Source organism: Treponema bryantii (assembly GCF_900111035.1).
Lineage (GTDB): Bacteria > Spirochaetota > Spirochaetia > Treponematales > Treponemataceae > Treponema_D > Treponema_D bryantii_C.
The window spans coordinates 359,391-379,874 of record NZ_FOFU01000004.1 but is presented as its reverse complement, the minus strand read 5'-3'; the positions used below and the strand labels follow the sequence as shown (position 1 = coordinate 379,874).

General features: G+C 32.3%; 24 protein-coding genes. 15 read left to right on the top strand and 9 right to left on the bottom strand.

Features of this window, described 5'->3' with window-relative positions; all coding sequences use genetic code 11:
* On the top strand, positions 1–297 hold a 297-nt coding region (locus BMY21_RS09840; protein ID WP_143064206.1), incomplete at its 5' end, for an IS3 family transposase.
* Between the two features lie 8 nt (positions 298–305).
* Positions 306–977 carry a KilA-N domain-containing protein gene (locus BMY21_RS09835; protein ID WP_256210372.1) on the top strand — a complete coding sequence of 224 codons (672 nt, stop codon included), beginning with the start codon at positions 306–308 and terminating at the stop codon, positions 975–977.
* Between the two features lie 76 nt (positions 978–1,053).
* Here BMY21_RS09835 and BMY21_RS09830 read toward each other — a convergent pair whose 3' ends face one another.
* On the bottom strand, positions 1,054–1,509 hold the full coding sequence (locus tag BMY21_RS09830; RefSeq protein ID WP_083379817.1) for a hypothetical protein: 456 nt from the start codon (positions 1,507–1,509) through the stop codon (positions 1,054–1,056).
* Positions 1,510–1,688: 179 nt separating this feature from the next.
* Here BMY21_RS09830 and tagD point away from each other — a divergent pair, with 179 nt between their 5' ends.
* From tagD to BMY21_RS09785, 9 genes are all read left to right on the top strand, one after another.
* Complete coding sequence (gene tagD / locus BMY21_RS09825) at positions 1,689–2,087, top strand: glycerol-3-phosphate cytidylyltransferase (RefSeq protein WP_074643511.1); 399 nt, start codon at positions 1,689–1,691, stop codon at positions 2,085–2,087.
* A gap of 24 nt (positions 2,088–2,111) precedes the next feature.
* Positions 2,112–3,347 (top strand): oligosaccharide flippase family protein, encoded by a 1,236-nt coding sequence (locus BMY21_RS09820; protein ID WP_074643509.1) that lies wholly within the window; start codon positions 2,112–2,114, stop codon positions 3,345–3,347.
* Positions 3,348–3,349: 2 nt separating this feature from the next.
* Entirely contained in the window at positions 3,350–4,564 is a 1,215-nt protein-coding gene (locus BMY21_RS09815) for a CDP-glycerol glycerophosphotransferase family protein (protein ID WP_074643506.1), read from the top strand.
* Positions 4,557–5,273 carry a 2-C-methyl-D-erythritol 4-phosphate cytidylyltransferase gene (gene ispD, locus BMY21_RS09810; RefSeq protein ID WP_074643503.1) on the top strand — a complete coding sequence of 239 codons (717 nt, stop codon included), beginning with the start codon at positions 4,557–4,559 and terminating at the stop codon, positions 5,271–5,273. Before BMY21_RS09815 ends, ispD begins: the two co-directional genes overlap by 8 nt.
* A 2-nt stretch (positions 5,274–5,275) precedes the next feature.
* Positions 5,276–6,322 (top strand): NAD-dependent epimerase/dehydratase family protein, encoded by a 1,047-nt coding sequence (locus tag BMY21_RS09805; protein ID WP_074643501.1) that lies wholly within the window; start codon positions 5,276–5,278, stop codon positions 6,320–6,322.
* A 100-nt stretch (positions 6,323–6,422) separates the two neighbouring features.
* Positions 6,423–7,562: a CDP-glycerol glycerophosphotransferase family protein gene (locus tag BMY21_RS09800; RefSeq protein WP_074643498.1), complete on the top strand. Its 1,140-nt coding sequence runs from the start codon at positions 6,423–6,425 to the stop codon at positions 7,560–7,562.
* Positions 7,555–8,763, top strand: coding sequence for an O-antigen polymerase (locus BMY21_RS09795; RefSeq protein ID WP_074643495.1), 1,209 nt, complete (start codon positions 7,555–7,557; stop codon positions 8,761–8,763). The genes BMY21_RS09800 and BMY21_RS09795 overlap by 8 nt, the downstream gene beginning before the upstream one ends.
* Positions 8,764–8,800: 37 nt before the next feature.
* Complete coding sequence (locus BMY21_RS09790) at positions 8,801–9,718, top strand: glycosyltransferase (RefSeq protein WP_074643492.1); 918 nt, start codon at positions 8,801–8,803, stop codon at positions 9,716–9,718.
* 17 nt (positions 9,719–9,735) lie between these two features.
* Positions 9,736–10,275, top strand: coding sequence for a polysaccharide deacetylase family protein (locus tag BMY21_RS09785; protein WP_074643489.1), 540 nt, complete (start codon positions 9,736–9,738; stop codon positions 10,273–10,275).
* Between the two features lie 50 nt (positions 10,276–10,325).
* On the opposite strand, the gene BMY21_RS09780 is transcribed toward BMY21_RS09785, so the two are convergent.
* A complete protein-coding gene (locus tag BMY21_RS09780) occupies positions 10,326–10,925 on the bottom strand; it encodes a recombinase family protein (protein ID WP_074643486.1) in 600 nt (199 codons plus the stop codon).
* Between the two features lie 38 nt (positions 10,926–10,963).
* Here BMY21_RS09780 and BMY21_RS16180 point away from each other — a divergent pair, with 38 nt between their 5' ends.
* Positions 10,964–11,230 (top strand): gp53-like domain-containing protein, encoded by a 267-nt coding sequence (locus tag BMY21_RS16180; RefSeq protein WP_439895607.1) that lies wholly within the window; start codon positions 10,964–10,966, stop codon positions 11,228–11,230.
* 259 nt (positions 11,231–11,489) lie between these two features.
* Positions 11,490–11,702 (top strand): gp53-like domain-containing protein, encoded by a 213-nt coding sequence (locus tag BMY21_RS16175; protein ID WP_143064209.1) that lies wholly within the window; start codon positions 11,490–11,492, stop codon positions 11,700–11,702.
* Here BMY21_RS16175 and BMY21_RS16170 read toward each other — a convergent pair.
* From BMY21_RS16170 to BMY21_RS15960, 3 genes are all read right to left on the bottom strand, one after another.
* Positions 11,699–11,995, bottom strand: coding sequence for a gp53-like domain-containing protein (locus BMY21_RS16170; protein ID WP_439895605.1), 297 nt, complete (start codon positions 11,993–11,995; stop codon positions 11,699–11,701). The genes BMY21_RS16175 and BMY21_RS16170 overlap by 4 nt on opposite strands.
* A gap of 197 nt (positions 11,996–12,192) precedes the next feature.
* A complete protein-coding gene (locus BMY21_RS15965) occupies positions 12,193–12,381 on the bottom strand; it encodes a hypothetical protein (RefSeq protein WP_143064204.1) in 189 nt (62 codons plus the stop codon).
* A gap of 17 nt (positions 12,382–12,398) precedes the next feature.
* Positions 12,399–12,776: a hypothetical protein gene (locus BMY21_RS15960; protein WP_074643480.1), complete on the bottom strand. Its 378-nt coding sequence runs from the start codon at positions 12,774–12,776 to the stop codon at positions 12,399–12,401.
* Between the two features lie 66 nt (positions 12,777–12,842).
* On the opposite strand from BMY21_RS15960, the gene BMY21_RS09765 reads away from it, so the two are divergent.
* Both BMY21_RS09765 and BMY21_RS09760 read left to right on the top strand, forming a co-directional pair.
* Entirely contained in the window at positions 12,843–13,073 is a 231-nt protein-coding gene (locus BMY21_RS09765; protein ID WP_074643477.1) for a hypothetical protein, read from the top strand.
* A gap of 26 nt (positions 13,074–13,099) precedes the next feature.
* Complete coding sequence (locus BMY21_RS09760) at positions 13,100–13,324, top strand: hypothetical protein (protein WP_074643474.1); 225 nt, start codon at positions 13,100–13,102, stop codon at positions 13,322–13,324.
* 239 nt (positions 13,325–13,563) lie between these two features.
* On the opposite strand, the gene BMY21_RS16165 is transcribed toward BMY21_RS09760, so the two are convergent.
* From BMY21_RS16165 to BMY21_RS09750, 4 genes are read right to left on the bottom strand one after another with little or no spacing between them, the layout of a single operon-like run.
* The gene (locus tag BMY21_RS16165) at positions 13,564–13,824 is read right to left on the bottom strand and encodes a gp53-like domain-containing protein (RefSeq protein ID WP_439895604.1); all 261 of its coding nucleotides are present in this window, start codon (positions 13,822–13,824) and stop codon (positions 13,564–13,566) included.
* Complete coding sequence (locus BMY21_RS16160; protein ID WP_439895606.1) at positions 13,803–14,006, bottom strand: gp53-like domain-containing protein; 204 nt, start codon at positions 14,004–14,006, stop codon at positions 13,803–13,805. The genes BMY21_RS16165 and BMY21_RS16160 overlap by 22 nt, the downstream gene beginning before the upstream one ends.
* A gap of 15 nt (positions 14,007–14,021) precedes the next feature.
* A complete protein-coding gene (locus BMY21_RS09755) occupies positions 14,022–20,093 on the bottom strand; it encodes a host specificity factor TipJ family phage tail protein (protein WP_074643471.1) in 6,072 nt (2,023 codons plus the stop codon).
* Positions 20,035–20,481: a C40 family peptidase gene (locus BMY21_RS09750; RefSeq protein ID WP_074643468.1), complete on the bottom strand. Its 447-nt coding sequence runs from the start codon at positions 20,479–20,481 to the stop codon at positions 20,035–20,037. The genes BMY21_RS09755 and BMY21_RS09750 overlap by 59 nt, the downstream gene beginning before the upstream one ends.
* Positions 20,482–20,484: the final 3 nt, after the last annotated feature.

Sequence of the window (20,484 nt, the reverse complement as noted above, 5' to 3'; positions counted from 1 at the left end):
TCTGACCAAGGCTGGCAGTATCAACATATTTATTATAGAACGGCTCTGACTAAACATGGGATTATACAATCTATGTCTCGTAAAGGAAACTGCTATGACAACTGCATTATGGAAACATTTTTTGGTCGAATAAAGAATGAATTATATTATGGTCATGAAAGGGATTTTAAATCTTTTGAAGAGTTTTCTGTAGCAATCGCAGAATATATAGATTATTATAACAACAAGCGAATACAGGTTAAAACAAAATGGATGCCTCCTGTAAAATACAGGGAAGCATCCATTCGTTCCGCCTAGTTCATAATATGTGTCCAGAATTTTGGGTACATATCAAATTCGAGGGGTTTAAGAATGTTGCAGGTGCTAATGCGTTTACAATGTCTCCTCAAAAATGGATTAAAGCAACTAATGCAATTGGAATTGTTTCAAAGGCTGGACGATATAATGGAGGTACATTTGCACATTCTGATATAGCAATGGAATTTGCATCTTGGATTTCTGCAGAATTCAAACTATATCTTGTAAAAGATTACCGTCGTCTTAAAGCAGATGAAAACTCTCGACTTTCATTAAACTGGAATCTTAATCGCGAACTTTCAAAATTGAATTATCGAATCCATACAGATTCCATAAAAGAGAACCTTATAATTCCAGAGCTTACCCTCGCTCAAAAATCTTTTGTTTATGCAGATGAAGCTGATTTGCTGAATGTGGCATTGTTTGGTCAAACAGCAAAAGAATGGCGTAAAGATAATCCAAGCAAAAAGGGGAATATCCGAGATTATACAGATTTACATCATCTTCTGGTACTCGCAAATCTTGAAAGTTATAACGCAATTCTAATAGAGCAGAATATTGACCAATCTAAACGTCTTGAATTATTGCGCGCAACAGCTATAAAACAACTTCGAACAATTATGGGGTTGGACTTCTCATCAAAAAAAATACTGTCAATTTCTGATAATAATGAGGAATAAAAATAACTGTAAATACTGGGCGGTCCCCTGCAGGGCAGTTGCTTCATAGCCTACCGCAAATTACTAAAGTAAATTGTCACACCTTTCTTTCAATATCCTCAAAACTTAAATTCATAGTGTGAACGGTGCCTGCAAATTCAACGCGAATCTTAGCTCGTTGCTTGCGCTTGTCAACTTTGATGATGTTTCCTTCAATGCCTTTTAGAGTACCTTCAATAACTACAATGCGGTCGTTTTCGTCAAATCTTACAAGCGAAGAACCAATTTTAGGACCAATCCCAATAAAATGCTGAATCAAAGCAAGGTCACCACCAGAAAGGGGAGTTATATCAGTATTGCTGTTCAAAAAATGGTAAAACTCAGGAATCTGTTTAAGAGCAAGAAGTGTGTCATTATCTATAGCAGAGTCACTTTGTACTATTATATATGAAAAAACAGGCTGCTGTTCCTCTAAAATTTTTCCTTGCTGTCTTATAAAAAGCTCTCGGGTAAATTTATGTTTAATCGCCAGTTCAGGGGGCTTGGTTTTCACCCCTTTTATAGCCTACCGTATAAAAAAAGAATGGCATTACATTAACTTTTTTTATAAGAAACTCGAAAAAAATCTATAAAACGCTTGAAAATTAAAGAAATAAATTAAAAATAATATAGAAGATGGTTTACAGTTTGATAACATTGACAAGTAAGATGAAAAGAGTCATATTATTAAACGTGAAACGTGTAATAACTTATGGAACTTTTGATTTACTCCATTATGGTCATATTAATCTTTTGAAAAGAGCAAAAGCTCTTGGAGATTACCTTATAGTTGCTCTAAGCACAGATGAATTTAACTGGAATGAAAAGCAGAAAAAATGCTATTTCTCTTACGAAAAACGAAAGCAGTTACTAGAAGCTATTCGTTATGTTGATTTAGTTATTCCGGAAGAGAACTGGGATCAAAAGAAAACTGATGTAAAAGAATATCATGTAGATACTTTTGTAATTGGTGATGATTGGAAAGGAAAATTTGATTTTCTTAAAGAACTGTGCGAAGTCGTTTATTTGGAGCGTACCCCTGAAATAAGCACTACTCAAATAAAGGCTGATTTGAATAAGAAAAAAGATTAATCAAGTTTTTTTTATATTCTAATTATGGACAAAGCTGAAAAAAACCTTGCTAAAAATACATTCTTTCTCTACCTAATGAAAATTATTAGTTATATTTACCCTTTGTTTACATTTCCTTATATAACGCGTGTTTTAGGGGCTGAAAAATATGGTATTGTTGTATTTGCGAATGCTATAATGACATATTTTATCTTAGTATTAGAATTTGGTTTTTTGCTTTCAGCAACGAATTCTTGTTCAATATATCGAGACAATAAGACTAAGTTAGGACATATAACTATTGGTATAATTCAAGGAAAACTAATTATAGCATTGTTAGAATTAGTTGTGCTTTTTATCTGTTGTACATTTGTATCATCATTTTCAGATAAAAAATTATTTTTCTATATCTCATTTATTGGTGCAGTATGTAATATCTTTTTACCGGATTACCTTTTTCGTGGAATCGAAAAAATGAGTATAATTACATATCGTGTCATTTTTTCTAAACTTATATATACAATACTGATATTTGTTTTTATACATGATCCTTCAGATTATCTTTTTGTACCGATAGCAACCCTTGGTGGTAATTTGATTGCTGTTATACTAACTTGGGTTGATATCTTTAAGAAAAAATATATATATTTTGTACGAGTTTCGCTAAAAGATACCTACAAGTATATTATAGAGGCATCTCCATTTTTCCTTTCTCGTATAGCAGTTTCTATTTATACTACTTTGAATACTGTACTTCTTGGAATGCGTTTTTCAAGTAATGAGATAGGGGTGTACGGAACCGCAAACACAATGACATCAATGTGTCGACAGTTACTTTCACCTATTTCAGATAGTATATATCCATATATGGTCCAAAAAAAGAATTATAAACTTGTAAAAAAAATATTACTTATTTTAGAACCAATTATAATTGTTGGCTGTATAATTCTCTATTTTATTGCTCCTTGGTTAATAGTATTTGTTTGTGGAAAAGAATATTCAAATGCTGTACCAATTTTACGCTGTATGATTCCTTTAATAATAATTTCGTTGCCAACATATCTTTTTGGATATCCAGTGTTAGGTGCTTTAGGTGATTTAAGAATGGCAAATCTTAGTGTAATGATAGGAGCTGGGATTCATATAATTGGACTTCTTATTTTATATGGTATAGATTGTTTGAATTTTGTAACTGTGCCTCTACTTACATTTTGTACTGAATTCATTGTTTTTAGCTTAAGATTTAATAGAGTTGTAAAATTATTAAGACAGGAGTATTAAAAATGAAATATATAATGAATTTCATTAACAAATCTTTATACTTTATAAAACATTTATTTTTAATACCACTATGGTTATTAATTGGTTTACATAAACGAAATAATAAATTATGGATTTTTTCTTCATGGAGTGGAGAACGCTATTCCGATAATAGCAGAGTCTTCTATGAATGGGTAAGAAATAATCATCCAGAAATAGAATGTGTATGGGTATTAAGAAAAAAGGAACTCATAAAGAAATTAAACGAAATGAATATAATGGCATTTCATATTAATTCAAAGGAAGGGAAAAAACTGCTTTTGTCTGCTGGAAAAGTTTTTACAGTTAGGGATGATGAGTTTTCTTTTTTTAGACTTAATGGTGCTGAAATTTATCAGTTATGGCATGGTATGCCATTAAAAAAAATTAAAAACGATTATCTTGATGGAATTACGAAAATTTCAAAAGCAAGAAAAATTTATGATAAAATTATGCAAATCGTGACACCATGGGCTGTAAATAACTACAAGAATAGATTTACCTGTACAAATGCTGCTTTCTTTACACAATTTCTTTCTAGTAGTTTTAATCTGTCAGATAAAAGAATTCTAAATTGTGGAACACCTCGTTGTGATGCACTTTTCTATAAAAAGTCAGAAAAGCTTTTAAAAAGTCTATCAGAAAAATATCCAGGATGTAAATTCATATTATATATGCCTACTTTTAGAACAAGCCAATGGAATGGTAAGTATTTTAATCCATTTGATGTGAAATATGGATTTGAATTTATTGAACTTGAAAAAATACTTGAAGATAAGAATTATATTTTTTTATATAAACCACATTTTTATGATGCAAAGTTTTTAGATTCTAAAAAAACTTCAGAACGTTTTGTAACTATTACAGATGATGATATAGATGAGTTATATAATTTTTGCGGTCAAGTTGACATTTTATTAACAGATTATAGTAGTATTTATTTTGATTTTATGGTTACTAGAAAACCTGTGATTTTAATGCCGTTTGATTATGAAGATTATTTGAAAACTTCTCGCAATCATTATTTTGATTATTATTCTAATATGGATGGAGTTATGGCTAAAGATTGGAAAGAAACTATTTCAATTTTGAGAGATGAAAAATTCCGTCCAGTTTCAGAAGAAAAAATACTGCAATTTGCAGAATATGTTGATGGTAATTGTTGCCAAAAATTGTATAAGGAAATAGAAAATGAATAATGCACTTATTTTTGCTGGTGGAAGCGGTACTAGAATGAATAGCCGTGCAAAACCTAAGCAGTTTCTTCAATTTTATGGAAAAGAACTTATAATTCATACTTTAGAGAATTTTCAAAATCATCCCGAAATAGATAATATTGTTATTGTTTGTATAGAAGATTGGATTCCATTTCTAAATAAACTTTTAGATAAATATCAGATTGACAAGGTTAGAAAAGTTGTTCCTGGTGGTTCTTCAGGTCAGGAAAGTATTTATAACGGTCTTTGTGCAATTAAAGAATTTGCTCCAGATGATTCAGTTGTTCTGGTTCATGATGGGGTTCGCCCTTTTGTAAATGAAAATATTATCTCTGAATGTATAACTTCTGTTAAAGAACATGGATCTGCAATAACAGTTACGCCTGCAATAGAAACAATTGCAACGATTACAGATGGTAAAATTACTTCAATAACAGATAGATCAAAGTGTTTTCATGCTAAAGCACCTCAATGTTTTGTTATGGGGGAACTTTTAGCAGCACATGAAAAGGCTCGAAAAGAAGGCAACACTAATATGATAGATAGTGCAAGTCTTATGAAATATTATGGACATGACCTATATACTGTACAAGGAAATTTTGACAATATTAAAATTACAACTCCTGCTGATTTTTATACCTTTAAGGCACTTTATGAAGTTCGTGAACAACAACAAATTTTTGGATTATAATTATGAATAAAGTTTTAGAACATGATATAGAATTATTAATATCTTATAAGCAATATTTTGAATCTTTTGCCAATACATCTATTCTTGTTACTGGTGCAACTGGTCTGCTTGGATCAATTTTGATAAAAGCATTGCTAAAGTTTTCAAGTGAAAATAATAAACTGATTACAGTATATGCTGCTTGTAGAAATAAAGAAAAATTTGCGAAAGTTTTTACAGATTACTTTTGTTCTAATTTAGTTCCTATTTATTCGGATATTACAAAGCTTGATATTTCTAATTTAACAATTGATTATATTATTCACGGTGCAAGTATAACAGATTCTAAAACTTTTGTAGAAAAACCAGTTGAAACTATTCTTACGGCTTTTGATGGTTCTAGAAATCTCTTAAAGCAATGTGTTAATAAAAATTTGAAAGGTTTTGTTTATTTAAGTTCTTTGGAAGTATATGGAACATTCAATAGTAACGAAGGAATAAAAAATGCGAAGGAAAATGATTCAGGGTATATAAATGTACTTTCTGTAAGATCAAGTTATTCTGAAGGTAAACGAATGATAGAGAATTTATGTATTTCCTATTCAAGAGAATACAATATTCCTGTAAAAATTGCACGATTATGCCAAACTTTTGGAGCCGGTGTTGAATATAACGATAATCGTGTTTTTGCTCAATTCGCAAGAGCAGTTATAGAAAACAAAGATATTATTTTGAAGACTAAGGGAGAGACAATCCGAAATTACTGTTATACGACTGATGCAGTTAGTGGAATTTTGACAGTACTTTACAAAGGAAATGTTGGAGAAGCTTATAATATTGCTAATTCTGATTCAACAATTTCTATTGCAGATATGGCTGAATTATTCTGCAATCTTTATGAAGATTCTACTTCAAAAGTTGTTTTTGATTGTGCAGAAAATGCTGAAAAATTGGGATATAATCCTGTAATGAAATTGCAGTTAGATTCTAGTAAACTGCAAACATTGGGATGGAAGCCAGAGATTTCTTTTGGTGATATGTGTAAAAGGCTTGTTGATGGGATGAGATAATACATTTTTATAATACTGTTTGTTTACTGCTTAGTTTACAAAAATAAGTGTTTATGATTCTTTTGTAATTACAGTAAAATATTTATAAGGAAGATTTAAATTGATAAAACTAATTTTGCTTTATACAGTACGTATATTACTTTCAATTTATAAAATATTCAGAATACATCCAAAACAATGCTTTTTTATGAGTTATGAAGGGAGTCAGTATTCATGTAATCCTCGAGCAATTTATGAATATATGGATAAAAATTTCGAAGGCTTTGTTTTTATTTGGGCTGCAACAGAAAATGTAAATGTAAAATCTGCTTCTGAAAAAAACAAATTAAAAATTGTAAAACCTAATACATTTGCCTCTTTTTTCTATATTATTACATCAAAGTATGTATTTACAAATATTCAACTATCAACCTATATTCCTAAAAAAAAAGATTCTATTTGGGTAAATACATGGCATGGTGGTGGAGCTTTTAAAAAGGTTGAATATCCATCAATAAATTTATATGCAATAATAACAAAGAAACTGCAATGCAAACAAACTGATTTTTATATTTCAAGTTCACAAATTTTTACTGAAGTTATGTCTGCAAGTACAAATATTCCAAAATCAAAATTTTTGAAAATAGGAATGCCGCGTAATGATATTTTCTTTGTTAGTAATTCAGAAACCGATGAAATTAAAAAATCTGTTAGAAGAAAGTACGGAATTCCAGAATCAAATTTTATTGTGATTTATGCTCCAACTTATCGTGGTGATGCACATGCAGGCCAATTTAATATGGAATTAGATATTTTAAGAGTAATAGATGTTATGAAAATAAAATACCGAAAAGAAATTTCTTTTCTTGTTAGATCACATCATACTGTTAATTCAAATTTTGAAATATCTGATAATTTTATAGATGTAACTGATTATCCTGATATGCAAGATTTATTGATAACTGCAGATTGTCTGATTACAGATTATTCTTCATGTATTTGGGATTTTGCTCTTACAAAAAAGCCCGGTTTTTTGTTTGTCCCTGATTTACAAGAATATATAGAAAAACGAGGATTATATATGGATATATCTGACATGCCTTATCCTTATGCAGAAAACAATACAGATCTAATAAATTTAATTTCAAATTATAATATTGATTTTGCTAAAAATAAAATAAATGAATATCTTCAAAAGATGATAAATTATGATTATGGGACAGCGAATGCTTCACTAGTTAAGGAGTTATTGAGTGAATAGAAATTCAATATTTATAAATTATATAATTTATATTGGATTATTATTTTATCTTCTCATTGATACTATTGCGGGAATTTTAATAAGTAAAGGATTTCCAAATATTGGCTTATTAATAAAAGTATTTTTAATCTTATTAATGATTATTAATGTTTCTTCTAAAAATTTTTTTTATCCTGTTATTATTAGCTTTTTCTTTTCTTTACTATTCATTTATGCGGTATATTGGTTTTTTATTGATAATAAATTTTTTTCTATAAGTTTTTCAAATCTATTCAAGATTTTTGCTGTAATGATAATATTTATATATTGTAAAAATGAATTATCGGATGATCAGATTTCACAAATAATTAAAGTTAATTATATAATTTTTGTTGCAAACATTTTACTTGGTTCTTTAGGTTTTGGAAACAATCCTTATAAATATAATGGAGAGACTGTTGGAACTAATGGTTTTTTTTATTCAGGAAATGAAATTACATATACTTATATTTGTCTATTGTTTTTAATTATATATACAAATAGAGATAGAAAAACGTTATTTTACTTATTTAATATATTTTTATCTGTTTTGATAGGAACAAAAACAGGAATGCTTGTTGTTCTTCTAGTACTTTTTTCAGATATGTATTTTTCAACTAAAAATATAATTAAGAAAAGATTACTTATTATTGCTTTTATTGTTTCTATCACACTGTTATTTTTCCTTATTAAAAAATTTTTAATGAATAATATTCTTGTTCAAATGATTATTTTCAAATTTAATCAAAGTAATAGAGGTTCATTTTCGATATTAAATGCATTATTGTCTGGTAGAATTGAAAGGATTCCTGTAATTCGAGAAATTTATACATCTTCATGGAGTTTTATAAAATATTTAATGGGATTAGGATTTGTAGAAGTAAATAAACATCCTTTAGAAATGGATTTTTTTGAAATGTTTTATTATTATGGGATTTTTGGGGTAATAGTTCTAATTATTTTTTATATATATTTATTAATAAATGCATATAAACGAAGGGATTTAAAGCAGTTTTCATTCATTATAATTACAATAATAGTTTCATTTTTTGTAGGCCATGTAACTTATAGCGTAATGGGAGGTGTTTTCTTTTGTTTATGTAATAGAAATTTAAAAAACATTAGAATTAATTTTGGAATAAAAAAGAAAGTAAATAAAGTTTTTATATTATTGTATAAATAGAATATCTATGAAAAATCCTTATGAGAGGAGCTGTTGTATGAAACGCATTATTAGAAATATAATATTACGATTTCCAATTACACGCGAGCTTTTTTTTATTATTTGCAAAAGAAAAGTTTCATTAAATAAAATTAATAAATTAATAAATAAACTGCCAAAAATAGATCCTATTTTTAGCAGTGAAAATGAAAATATAATTGTTTCATTAACATCATATGGCGAAAGAATAAATGAATTAAAATATGTTTTATATTCATTAATTAATCAGACTATAAAACCAAAAAAAATAATTGTTAATATAGCATTCGACGATGAGAAATTTATAACGGATGAATTAAAATTCTTTGAAAAATATAATGTTGAATTTTTCTTATGTGAAGATTTAAAATCTTTTAAGAAATTGATTCCAACTTTAGAACGTTATCCTAATAATGTAATTATTACATGTGATGATGATATGTTCTATGAAAAAGATTGGTTAGAACAGCTTTGGAAAAAGCATCTTGAAAAAAAAGAAGACATTATTGCACATAATATATATGGAATTAGTTATGAAAATAATCAAATAATACCTTATGATTTATGGCCACATTCTATAATTAATAAAAAATCTAGTTTTAAAAATTTTTTAGTGGGTTGTGGTGGTGTACTCTATCCTCCTGGTTGTTTTTATAAAGACATATTGAACAAAAAATTATTTTTATCATTAACACCATATGCTGATGATATCTGGTTTTATTTTATGGCAATTTTAAATGGTAGAAAAATAAGTCAACCAGATAAACCTCACATTTCATTTCATTATGTTAATCCATATAGAGAATATGGATTAACAGAAGGTAATACACTGACAAAAATTAATGTTGGACAATCAAAAAATGATTATCAATTTTTAGAAGTTATGAAATACTATTTTCAAAATACAGAAAAATTTTTATATTATATAGAAGATTAAATAATTGAGGGAAACAAATGAAAAGAATATTTGTAGTATTATTATGCTTTGTATTAACATTTATGTCTTGTTCTCAGAATACATCAGAAAGTTATTACTATATAGATAATTATAAAAACGAGTTAGTAGAAATTTGTAATAATACATTAAATGTTTTGAATTTTTCTTATGACCCACTTATTGATGAAATATCGGCAATTTTCAAAGATGATTATAAAGTGACATTAGACGTTCATTATGCTGAATTAAAAGGTAATGCTTTGTATTGTCCTTATATAATACAAAAAAATGGAAAAGAAATATATAAATCGATAGGTAGTATGAACTTAAATGAAAACTTAAAATCGGGAGTATTATTAAGTTTTGATGATCAGTATTTAGATGCATGGAAAAATAGTGTTAATCTTTTTTTAGAAAATAATAAAAAAGCAACTTTTTTTATATGTGGTTCAAGTGATGCAATTTCATCGACTTGTCTTTGGCTCCAAGATAAAGGTTTTGAAGTTGGATACCATACTTTAAATCACAGAAATCTTATGGATAAATATAAATTATAATAAATAATGAGAATAAGATTATAATAAAAAATGATATTTTTATTATGATATTATTGTATCTTATTTTTAATCATAAACTTATTAAGCGTCACCCATGTTACACCAAACTCTTTTGCCAATGACAGCTTACTTCTTCCTTCAATTCTTTGACGACGAATATACGCACCTTTACCAGTAAGCTTGTATTTCTTTGGTTTTTGACCTGGGCGTCGACCGATTTGTTTTCCCATTTTTCTTGCACGTTCCAAGCCCTGTTTTGTTCTTTCCGATAACAAGGTTCTCTCTATTTCTGCAGACAATCCAAAAGCGAACGCAAGGACTTTACTCTGAATATTATCGCCAAGTTCATAGCCCTCTTTTATTGCAATTACTTTTACATTTTTTTCAAGCAATAATTGTAGCACATCCAAAATCATCATCATCGAACGTCCGAGTCGTGATAGTTCAGTAACTATGATTGTATCGCCCTCATTTGCAGCACTTAGTAGGCTTCCTAACTTTCTTTTTTCAGGATTCTTTGTTCCGCTGATTGTTTCTGCAACCCAAATAATATTGTGTATGCGATGATATTTTGCGTATTCTCTAATTGCAATTTTCTGATTCTGAACCGTCTGATAATTGGTCGAAACTCTGATATAAGCGTAATTCATACACGAACCTCCGCCTATATTTTAACTCTGTTCAATCAATATTCATAAGGAACGGTTTAAAGATACAGTGGATTAGAACTACACATACTAATTCAAGTAAAAGTCTTTCTTTTGATTTATCATTCAGTAACAAAGATTATTTTGTTTTTGGTCAGAGTGAAAGAACTGACAATAGCTACCCAAATACATTTGTTGGTGGTGCTTATAACAAACAAAATGATAATAGAACTTTTTATTATGCAACTTCATACAATTCACAAAGTGAAAGTGTTACTAATGATATTTTCTTCGGAATAGGATACTAGACGAACGGTTTGAAAATACAATGGGGCGAAGTTACAACAGGTAATGATGTTACAAAGACTTTTGATTTTAGCAGCTTAGGATTACTCTCGTTTACATCAGCTAATTACAAGGCAGTATTAACACAAAAAAAGGTAACTCAAAATCGCTACGATGCAAATGTTTTTATAGTCTCCCAAACTTCAACTGGAATGACTATAAGAGGTCAAAATGACAGTTGTTCTTTTATTGTAATCGGTTACTAAAACGAACGGTTTAAAAATACAGTGGCAAATTGAAAGTTCTTCTTGGGATACAAAGAAAACTATAAACTTTCCAATATCTTTTACACAAGTTCCAAGTGTTACAATTTCTGCAAATGCAAGAAGTGATTCAGCAGGAAACTATACATCTTATATTATAAGCGTTACCAATGCCAATGTAACAATTAGACCTTATGCATCAAAAATTGCAGTTATAGCAATTGGGTATTAATAACCTATAGTCATCCAGAATCTTCGCATAACCGAACTGCCATATACAGGGAATCCAGTTAATGAAAGTGAAGAAGTATATATTACATAAGCACCTAAAGCACGATGATTCATACCATTTGAGTTGTCAGATTGATAACCAAACAAAGGAATGTAATAACTTGTATATGCAAGTGGAAATGCAACTTGTGTATTACTTGATGAAGGTTCTACTTTTCCCCATTGTATCTTTAAACCGTTCGTTAATAACCAATAGCAATGATTCCACCAGCCTGTATTGTCCTTGTATCCCAATCCCAGGTAATGCTATTGTTGGTTTTAGAAGGTTTATTGGAAGGGTCCGAACCTGCGATTGTGGAAATAAAGAGATAATCAAGGTTGGACGTCCACGAGTCTTTGCTGGTGAAATTGATTAAAAAATTTATTGTATTTTTTGTGTTACTTCCACTATTTATAATAGAGTTCACCCATTGTATTTTCAAACCGTTGGTTTAAAAACCGATAGCAAACCAATCACACTTGGAACTACTAGGAATCGTAAAATACTGATTATTTTTTGCTCTTGCAATTTGAGAATAATATAAATCACTGTTATCAGTTCTCATATTTACTGACACTACAACAGGAGTTGTTGTAAATAACAATGGAAACTGAATATCACCAGATTGTGAACTATTCATTTTTCCCCACTGTATTTTTAAACCGTTCTGTTATTATTCAATAATTCTCTAAGTTTCGATATTTCTTCTCTTGCTGCCTGTCGGTTTGTTTTTATATCAGCAGGAATCGGTTCTTCTGTGTCAGCAAATCGAATCGCATACCAATCCGTATTTCTAAGAAAGTTTTCAAGTTCATTAATTCTCTGTTCAGACTTTTCTTTTTCAGTCGGTTCTGGTGGATCTACAAGGATAGGGTTTCCTTCTTCATCGCCTTTTATTAACTTTCCTTTAGCGTTTGCTTCGTTTACAATCGACATATGCTTTGATTTGTCAATTTCTATAAAGGATTCAAAAGTGCTGTTAAAGACATCAAATCCCCATTCGTCAATTGTTCCTTTTATTTTTCCAAAAAACATAAATCTATCCTCCTAAATAATATAACACGGTGATTTATGTGGAAGTCTATTTCTGTCATAATTTTAATGAACGGTTTAAAGATACAATGGGGCATAAACATACTGGTTGCAAGTACCTCAACTTTGATACAATTCCCTTTAATTGCTACTCATGTTCCTTTCTTAATAGTTACACACCATAAGAATGATGCAAGCGGGTTACGAATGGATATGCTTGGATATTATGTTGATAGAACAGGATTTAAGACAAACTATTTTACAGGACATGGAATAGACTACCTTGCTATTGGATATTAACGAACGGTTTAAAAATGCAGTGGGGAATGTCTAATGTTGGTCACGGATTGGAAACTATAAATCTCACAGTTCTTTACAGCTCTAAATCTTCATACAGAGCATTTGTTTCCAATGAAAAAATTGCAGATTTTTCAAGTGGTGGTGGTGCAGAATATGCTCCGCAAACTTATCTAATATCTGGTTCTCAATTTAAAATAGACCAACAATCATCAAGTCAGCATAGAGTAACTTGGTTTACTATAGGATATTAGAACGGTTTAAAAATACAATGGGTAAGAGGAATTGCAAGTACGAATAATACATATACTTGTATACTCCCTATTTCGTTTTTATCAAGGACAAGTTATGCTTGTGTATGTGCATCGAATGATGAACGTGGTATAAACGTTGCTTATGAAAATATGGATTGTTATTGTGTATCTTCAAATACTGTGAAGATTAATCGTTCGAACTTCGCTTGTACAGATTGGACTATAATTACTATTGGTTTCTAATATCCAATTGCAAACCATGAAACAGTTCTGTTATTTGCAGAAGTTCTAAGCCTTGCATAACTATCTGTGCATAATGAAGTATGAATAGTCACATTTTCACCTGTAGAAGAATCTCGATATATAGTTGCCATTATAATATAATTAGTATTAGTAAAACTAACAGAAAATACAGCATCGACATTTTGGCTAGACGAACCGCCTGTTGATTTTCCCCATTGTATTTTTAAACCGTTCCTTAAAACCCAATTGCAAGCCACAATGCGGTTTCATCATTTTGCATTACATAAACGTCTGACTTTGTGAGATTATAGTAATAATGCCAACCGTTTTCTGTGGATGCAGTACGATATGCCATAAAATTAAAATAAACACAAGTATTAGAAAAAGACGTTGGAAATGTAATATGCTTTGTATTAGCAGACTTCTGACCCCACTGTATCTTTAAACCGTTCAGTTAATATCCAATAGCCCAAATACACATTCCCTGACATCTATCGCCTGCTTGATAGATACCGTATAGGATACCAGATATGTGTTGAGCATCAACTAAACGACAAGAACTGCCAAAGCTATTACTGTCTGCAGAAATAGCAGATACAAAACAACAAGCACTTTCTTTACTTGAAAAACTTATAGGGAGTGAAAGATTGCTAAAAGTGTAAATACTTGTAGACGTAAATGATATTTTTTCCCACTGTATCTTTAAACCGTTCGAATAAACTATATAACCGCCTGTGGTAGAGAAGTACCAAGCCGTGACACCAATTGCACCGTACATTCCTGCACCTGCTTGACTTGCAGTTCCATTAAATGAGGTTGCGGTTTCAAGGTTTAACAGAGGATTTATATACCACCCACCACCGTTATATCTTGCAATATACAATCCTTTATGAAATGGTATGTCAGAAGAGGCTATATCCTTAGATGCATTACCAGTGCCACCTACCCTTAATTTTGGAGTTAAATGAGTATTTTTATTTGCAAGATAGAAAATAATAGTTGCATTATTTACTAAATCAGAATCAGTAAATCCGTCTAATGTAATATCTTTTATCTGTGTTGCACTTGCAGTAGTACACCAACCAACAACAGAACGAGCAACTTTTGAACGATCGGCAAAACCTACAGATACATTGGAAAGAGAAGTCTGCCCTGTACCACCGTTTGCAACTTCAAGAGTTCCATTTACAGGAATGGCAGTATCACCACTAAAATCTTTAGTCTCTGTTGTACTTGCAGTTCCAAGTTTAACATAGACTTTTCTTGCAGTTGTAAGTTTTTCTGCTGAAGTAGCAGATGTGGCGTTCCCGTCAATATTTCCCCACATTTGTGCTCTTGTAAACGACCACTGGTAACTTGTTGTAGGAGTAACGCTTTGGTCTGATGCAGTGTATGTGCTAGTTCTAATTGTAAAGGCTACCCCTTTATTATTCCAGACGCGATACTTTCCGCCACCACGAAGCCAGAGAACTCCAGTTGAGCTGTTCGTCATCTGTGTCCATCCAGCAGGAATAACGGTAACATTATTCACGGTTGTAAAGCCATACTGCCGATCCAAAACGAGAGTCTGTGCTGACGTAGTACCCCAACCAGCCCCCATTGCAAGCAAATGCAAATGACAGGTAAATCCAGAATTATGGGAACTCCAGCTTGGTTTTGTACCGCTGTCCAATGATACATAACAGTCTATTTCTGTCCAATCATCAGTTGAAAGAGGAATTGTTACTGGAAACCATTTACTTGCATCAAGGGATGATAAATCAAGTTGCGTCCATTCTTTTCTGATGCCTTTTGTCAGCAACGTTCCTAACAGTCTCATTGTATTTGCCGGCGTAGAATTGTTTGTACTAGAAGTTGGGTTTACAGTCAGAAAGGCATTTGCATCTGTGTCAGAAAGAGAGTTTTTTATTCGTAATATTCCTTTGATAATGGATTGAGTTGATGTGACAATAAAATTAGTTATTTTCAGAATAAAAGTGAAAACTCCATTTACCTTATGAAGCCACATAAATTCATGGTTAGTATTTGTTTCCGAAGCACTTGATTTCTTTATGTTTCCGATAAAAAACTCTTCACTTCCTGCAGTACCGTTAATATGTACGAGCGAATTTGCAGGATCCGGCTTTCCATCTGAATTTGTAGCTGATGAAAGAGAACCTGTAGCAACGTCTCCAAGGTTTGCATTGATAGCCGAAAGATTCTGAGTTTTTATATCTTCTGCTGTAATTGCAGAAGAATTTCTTTCGTAAATTTGAGGAGTAATAATCTTCCAGACTGGGCTGCCCGAAATTGTATTGTTACCACTTCTTATAAAGGTTTCTCTCAGTGTTCCTGTTAGCTGCAACGCATAAATTTCATAGGTATTATCGGTCATTACAGGTGCCGGAATATTTTGTGCAGGAACAGTTGTGCTGGTTCCTGTGCCTGTTTGTACATTTGTCCCAAGAATATAAGTTGTAAAATACTTTCTGGAATTAGTTTTATAATCACTAAGAAAATATTTATTTGTACTAGTAGACTCATAAAACCACTGTTTCTTTGTTGCATTCCACTTATAGCATTTAAGACTCTGAGCTGCATTCAACCCAATAAACAATCCACTACCGGAAGCATAATTTGAACATTCAATTCCAAATTTAAATTCATAAACAGCATCAGGTAAAATTGTAAAAGCATCGCTTGAAATGTTACCGGTGCGTTCTCCTATTACAAAGCCAGTAGCTGGATCTGAAATAGCTTTTAACCCAGCCCATCTTGAGACAGCTCTCGTGACAGAAGAATCACTTGGCGTATCGTTTATAATGGGATTTACGAGGTTTGTGGCGACCACATTCAATTTTCTTGCAGTAATAGTATCAGCTGAGATCTTATCGCCTGTTACAGCCTCATTTGCAAGTTTGGCTGTCGTAACTGCACTGTTTACAATATCTTTAACGCCACTTGCTTTTGCCACAACCATTATAGATTCACAGAATGCTGATTTTTTATCAGTATTAGTATGAGTCACTGCTCTTACTCGGACATAATAGCTTGTGTTTACAGGATTATCTGCTGCCTGTCCGCTTAGAGGCAGTTCCATATAGAATTGCGTACTTAAAACATCGGTGTCACTATTTGCTACACCACCTTTCCAACCTTCTTCACTGGCATATGCATCATAAGATTCTGATGTGTTTGCTGCAAACCAGTTCTGATTATCATTACTCAACTGAAGTTCAAATCTATCCCATCCCCAGTAAGAGTCATCTGCTCTTATATCCACAGAAATAGTTCTACCACTTGAAGTTACACCCATTCTTGGAATAGCAGGGAGCCATGATTTGTAATTTGATTTATCATAAACTGCATCTGCATATCTTGTGGTTGGACTTTCATTATATACTTCAACAGTAAACTTCCAGGTATTGGTGTCAAAATCCGATTTTTCAGGATATTCATTACTACTACGGTCAAAATAATATACAAAAGAGTTTTCAATAATTCCTTCTGCTATTGTAGTCCCATTTTTCTTAATCCTATAAAGATTTGTGCCGTATACACCTCTTAAATTACATGACCATGAAAGTAATATATAATCTTTATTAGCTACAGCTTTCACATCTGAAGGCACTGTAGGAATCCAGGTATCGTAATTTTCTGCGTCAACATATTTCTGCTCTGCTGTGGATTTTTTACCGTAGATATTTTCTGCAACCACTTCAACTTTCCAATTTGCAAAAGCTGAAGCTTCAGGATATCCATCTGAGCCTTGGCCTGTTCTTGTAAAAACATATTCATAAGAACAGTCAGTAAGATAAATTGGGTCACTCCATGACACTCCGTTATCTTTGCTGATTTTTAGAATATAACACTTAATTGAATTATTCAGTCCATTATCTCTAATTGCGCTCCATGAAATTGAAATTGAATCTCTGTTCGCTACTGCAACAAGCTCGTCTACAGAGTCAGGATTTCCTATCTCACCATCTGGTACAAGCAAATCCATAACTTTTTTCCCGGTTGGAACCGGCGCGGACCATTCGCCGTCATAAATGGAAGCAGCAGTTTTAGTTGATATCCATTTTGAGTTTTCGGTTTGCTGCAAGTGCCAGTCTCCAGATGTACCACCACCTGTAGGAGTAGAAGGCATGCTTTCAGAATCGTTATATGTTTGGAAGGTTCTCCATTCGCTGACATCTGCCGGTTCAATTACAGAATCAACCTCGCTCAAATGATTTACAAAATCCGGCAATACAAAATCTGGATTATCTACACCAAAAATCTCCGGAGCATATTCAACACAAATCAAATCTGCAGAAAGATTTTCACCACACTGAATATCTGTAACGAGTAAATCTACAGTTTCATTTCCTGTAATTCCGAATGCAAAAAGACACCCTTCGATTCCAGAAGGCATCTGACCAATAATTGTAAGTTCGTTGGTTCCGCCTGCGACAGTCTGTACATTGCACAGTACGGCTGAACCATCTGACTTACGAATTCTTACAGCATATGTTTTGCCGCTCTCCATTGTGACTTGTTCATCAAGTAAAATCTTCTGTCCATCAACAGATTCAATGCGTCCCTGTTTTAATCCTGCAAGTGCAATGTCTCCGGCATATTTAATCCAGTCACCCTTACGGCACATAAGGTATTCAAAATCACAAGAAAATCTGACAATTACAAATCTATGCTTAGATACAGCATAGTTATACATTCCAAGTTTACGAGCCTGTTCAGAATTTGTAACTCCCCATAATGGCACTGATTGAGATGTCTGTGGTTCAACTCCGGAAATTTGATTTCCAGACGGTGTATTATAAACATGAGCTTCGTTATCAGCAAATCCTTTACTGCTGTCTACAAAGCCCATTTTCATTTCGTCTGGAATATCTGCTAAAGCCATAGTTTCTTTATAGTCATGGGAATTACGCGGAGTAAAAAGCTGAACAAAAGATTCTTTTTCAATATCCTGAATTACAGTGATTTTTCCATTCATTCGAAGAATTTCAGCTCGGCAAGTAGATGCAATTCTGGCAAGCAAATCATTAACCGTTAGACTTTCTGTAACATATGCATTACAAGAATAGCCATGATTATTACACCAGCTAAAAAGCTTAGAAAAAGCCTCTGTTTCAATTTCGCTGTCTGAAAGCTTTTGCTGAGCGACATCACCTTGCATGGCATACATAGCTGCAGATGCAGGATTTGAAGATAAAGCATTTGTCCATTGCCCATTTTGATAAACAGGTAGTTTTGACTGGGCAATAAAATTTAACTGCTCAATTACATTATTCAGTTTTTCTGATGCCTTGATTTTTAATCCAATTTGGGTAATCTGCTGACATCGTTCAGAGCGAACAGGAGACTCATTCTTTGCTGCACGAATAGAACCAACATATACGCTGTCTATAATTTTTGAATCAGTACTATCTGCAGAAACTCTTGTTATTCGAACTGTATAAGCAGAACTAATAAGATGATCTAACGTTAAAGCAAGTCTTCGAGTTTTAAGATTACAGCCGGTTATCACATTGTTCTGGTCAACTTCATTAAAGTATCCAAGTAATGCATATTGAGAATCAGGAAGATTAGATCTTTTGTATTCAACTTTAACTTCAACACTTGTATTAACAACATCACCGCTGTCATTATATTTTCCAAGCCCACTGTAAAAAAAGATATCTACATTCAGCTCAGTAGTTCCATCTGGAGTTGTTCTGATTATTGCTCCGTCCTGTCCGTCTTCTGTTTCATGTTTAAGCAAGGTGTTCAACTGTATTTCATGAACACATTTATTATACAAAGGTGAAGATGTTCCCCCATAGGCTATCTGCATCTGAATTAAAGGGTCTGGATTTTCAGGATCAAGAATTCTTGCAATATCTCCGGTTGCAGAATAATTTTTTAAGAGTGTCTCTTCGATTTTTATGGAATTGGTTTCTATTTGTAAATCCTTTTGTCCGACACAAAAAAGCTGATAAAGCCAGATATCACCATCATCGTCCACCCATGTATAAGGATTTGCACACTGGTCGGCATATATTCTTCTGCGTCCTAAAAGAACAGGAACTACACCATATGGTCTCATTTGATTTCTGCTTCCGCGAATTGAAGGATCCTGTTCCGGCTTTTCTCGGTCATTCATATTAACATCTGGAATATTGATGTTATATAAAGCCATACCGCCTGCAAACATTCCAATTCCTGCACCAACGAGTGCAGCTCCAAGAGGTGCTACTGGTGTAAAACATAAAATAACACCAAGGACCGCAAGTGCAGCGCCACCAACCTTCATTCCTGCACCTGTGTCTTTTGGGGAGTCATTTTCAGGCACAAGTTTTAGATAAACACGCTGTCCTTCTTCTGGTATACGTTCAAAATCTGTAATGATTTCATCATCAATCATTACACGCCAACCAGCATTTACGGCGTGAAGTGCATCAATTTTATTTATAATTTTCTGAATTGATATTCCCTGCTCAAAATTAAAATCCTTTCTTTCCTGCGAGAATGGATTGAGACATGCTGTAACTTGAATCGACACGGTACCACCCCTCGACACATCCGGCAAGTTGTGGACTAGAAAGTCTTTCGCATACTGCCCCTAAACTGTGTCTTGCATGGATTATATAACCGTCGCCCGCATATAAGCCTACGTGGCATAGCATACCTTTCATTTTCATTAACGCAACCGCTTTTTCTTCAGGCTGTTCTATTCTTTCACTGCAGAGAATTGGAATGTTTTCCTGGAAAAGCCTTTTTGTTTCAGCAATGCAAAGTGCGTCTGTGTATGTTCCATTTAAGACAGGAAGCTGCAAGTCATATTCGTTCAAAAAAATCCAGCGTACTAGTCCGTAGCAGTCACAGCCAGAAGAATCACGTCCACCAGAAACGAAAGGTATTCCTACATACTTTTTACACCATTCATACATTTC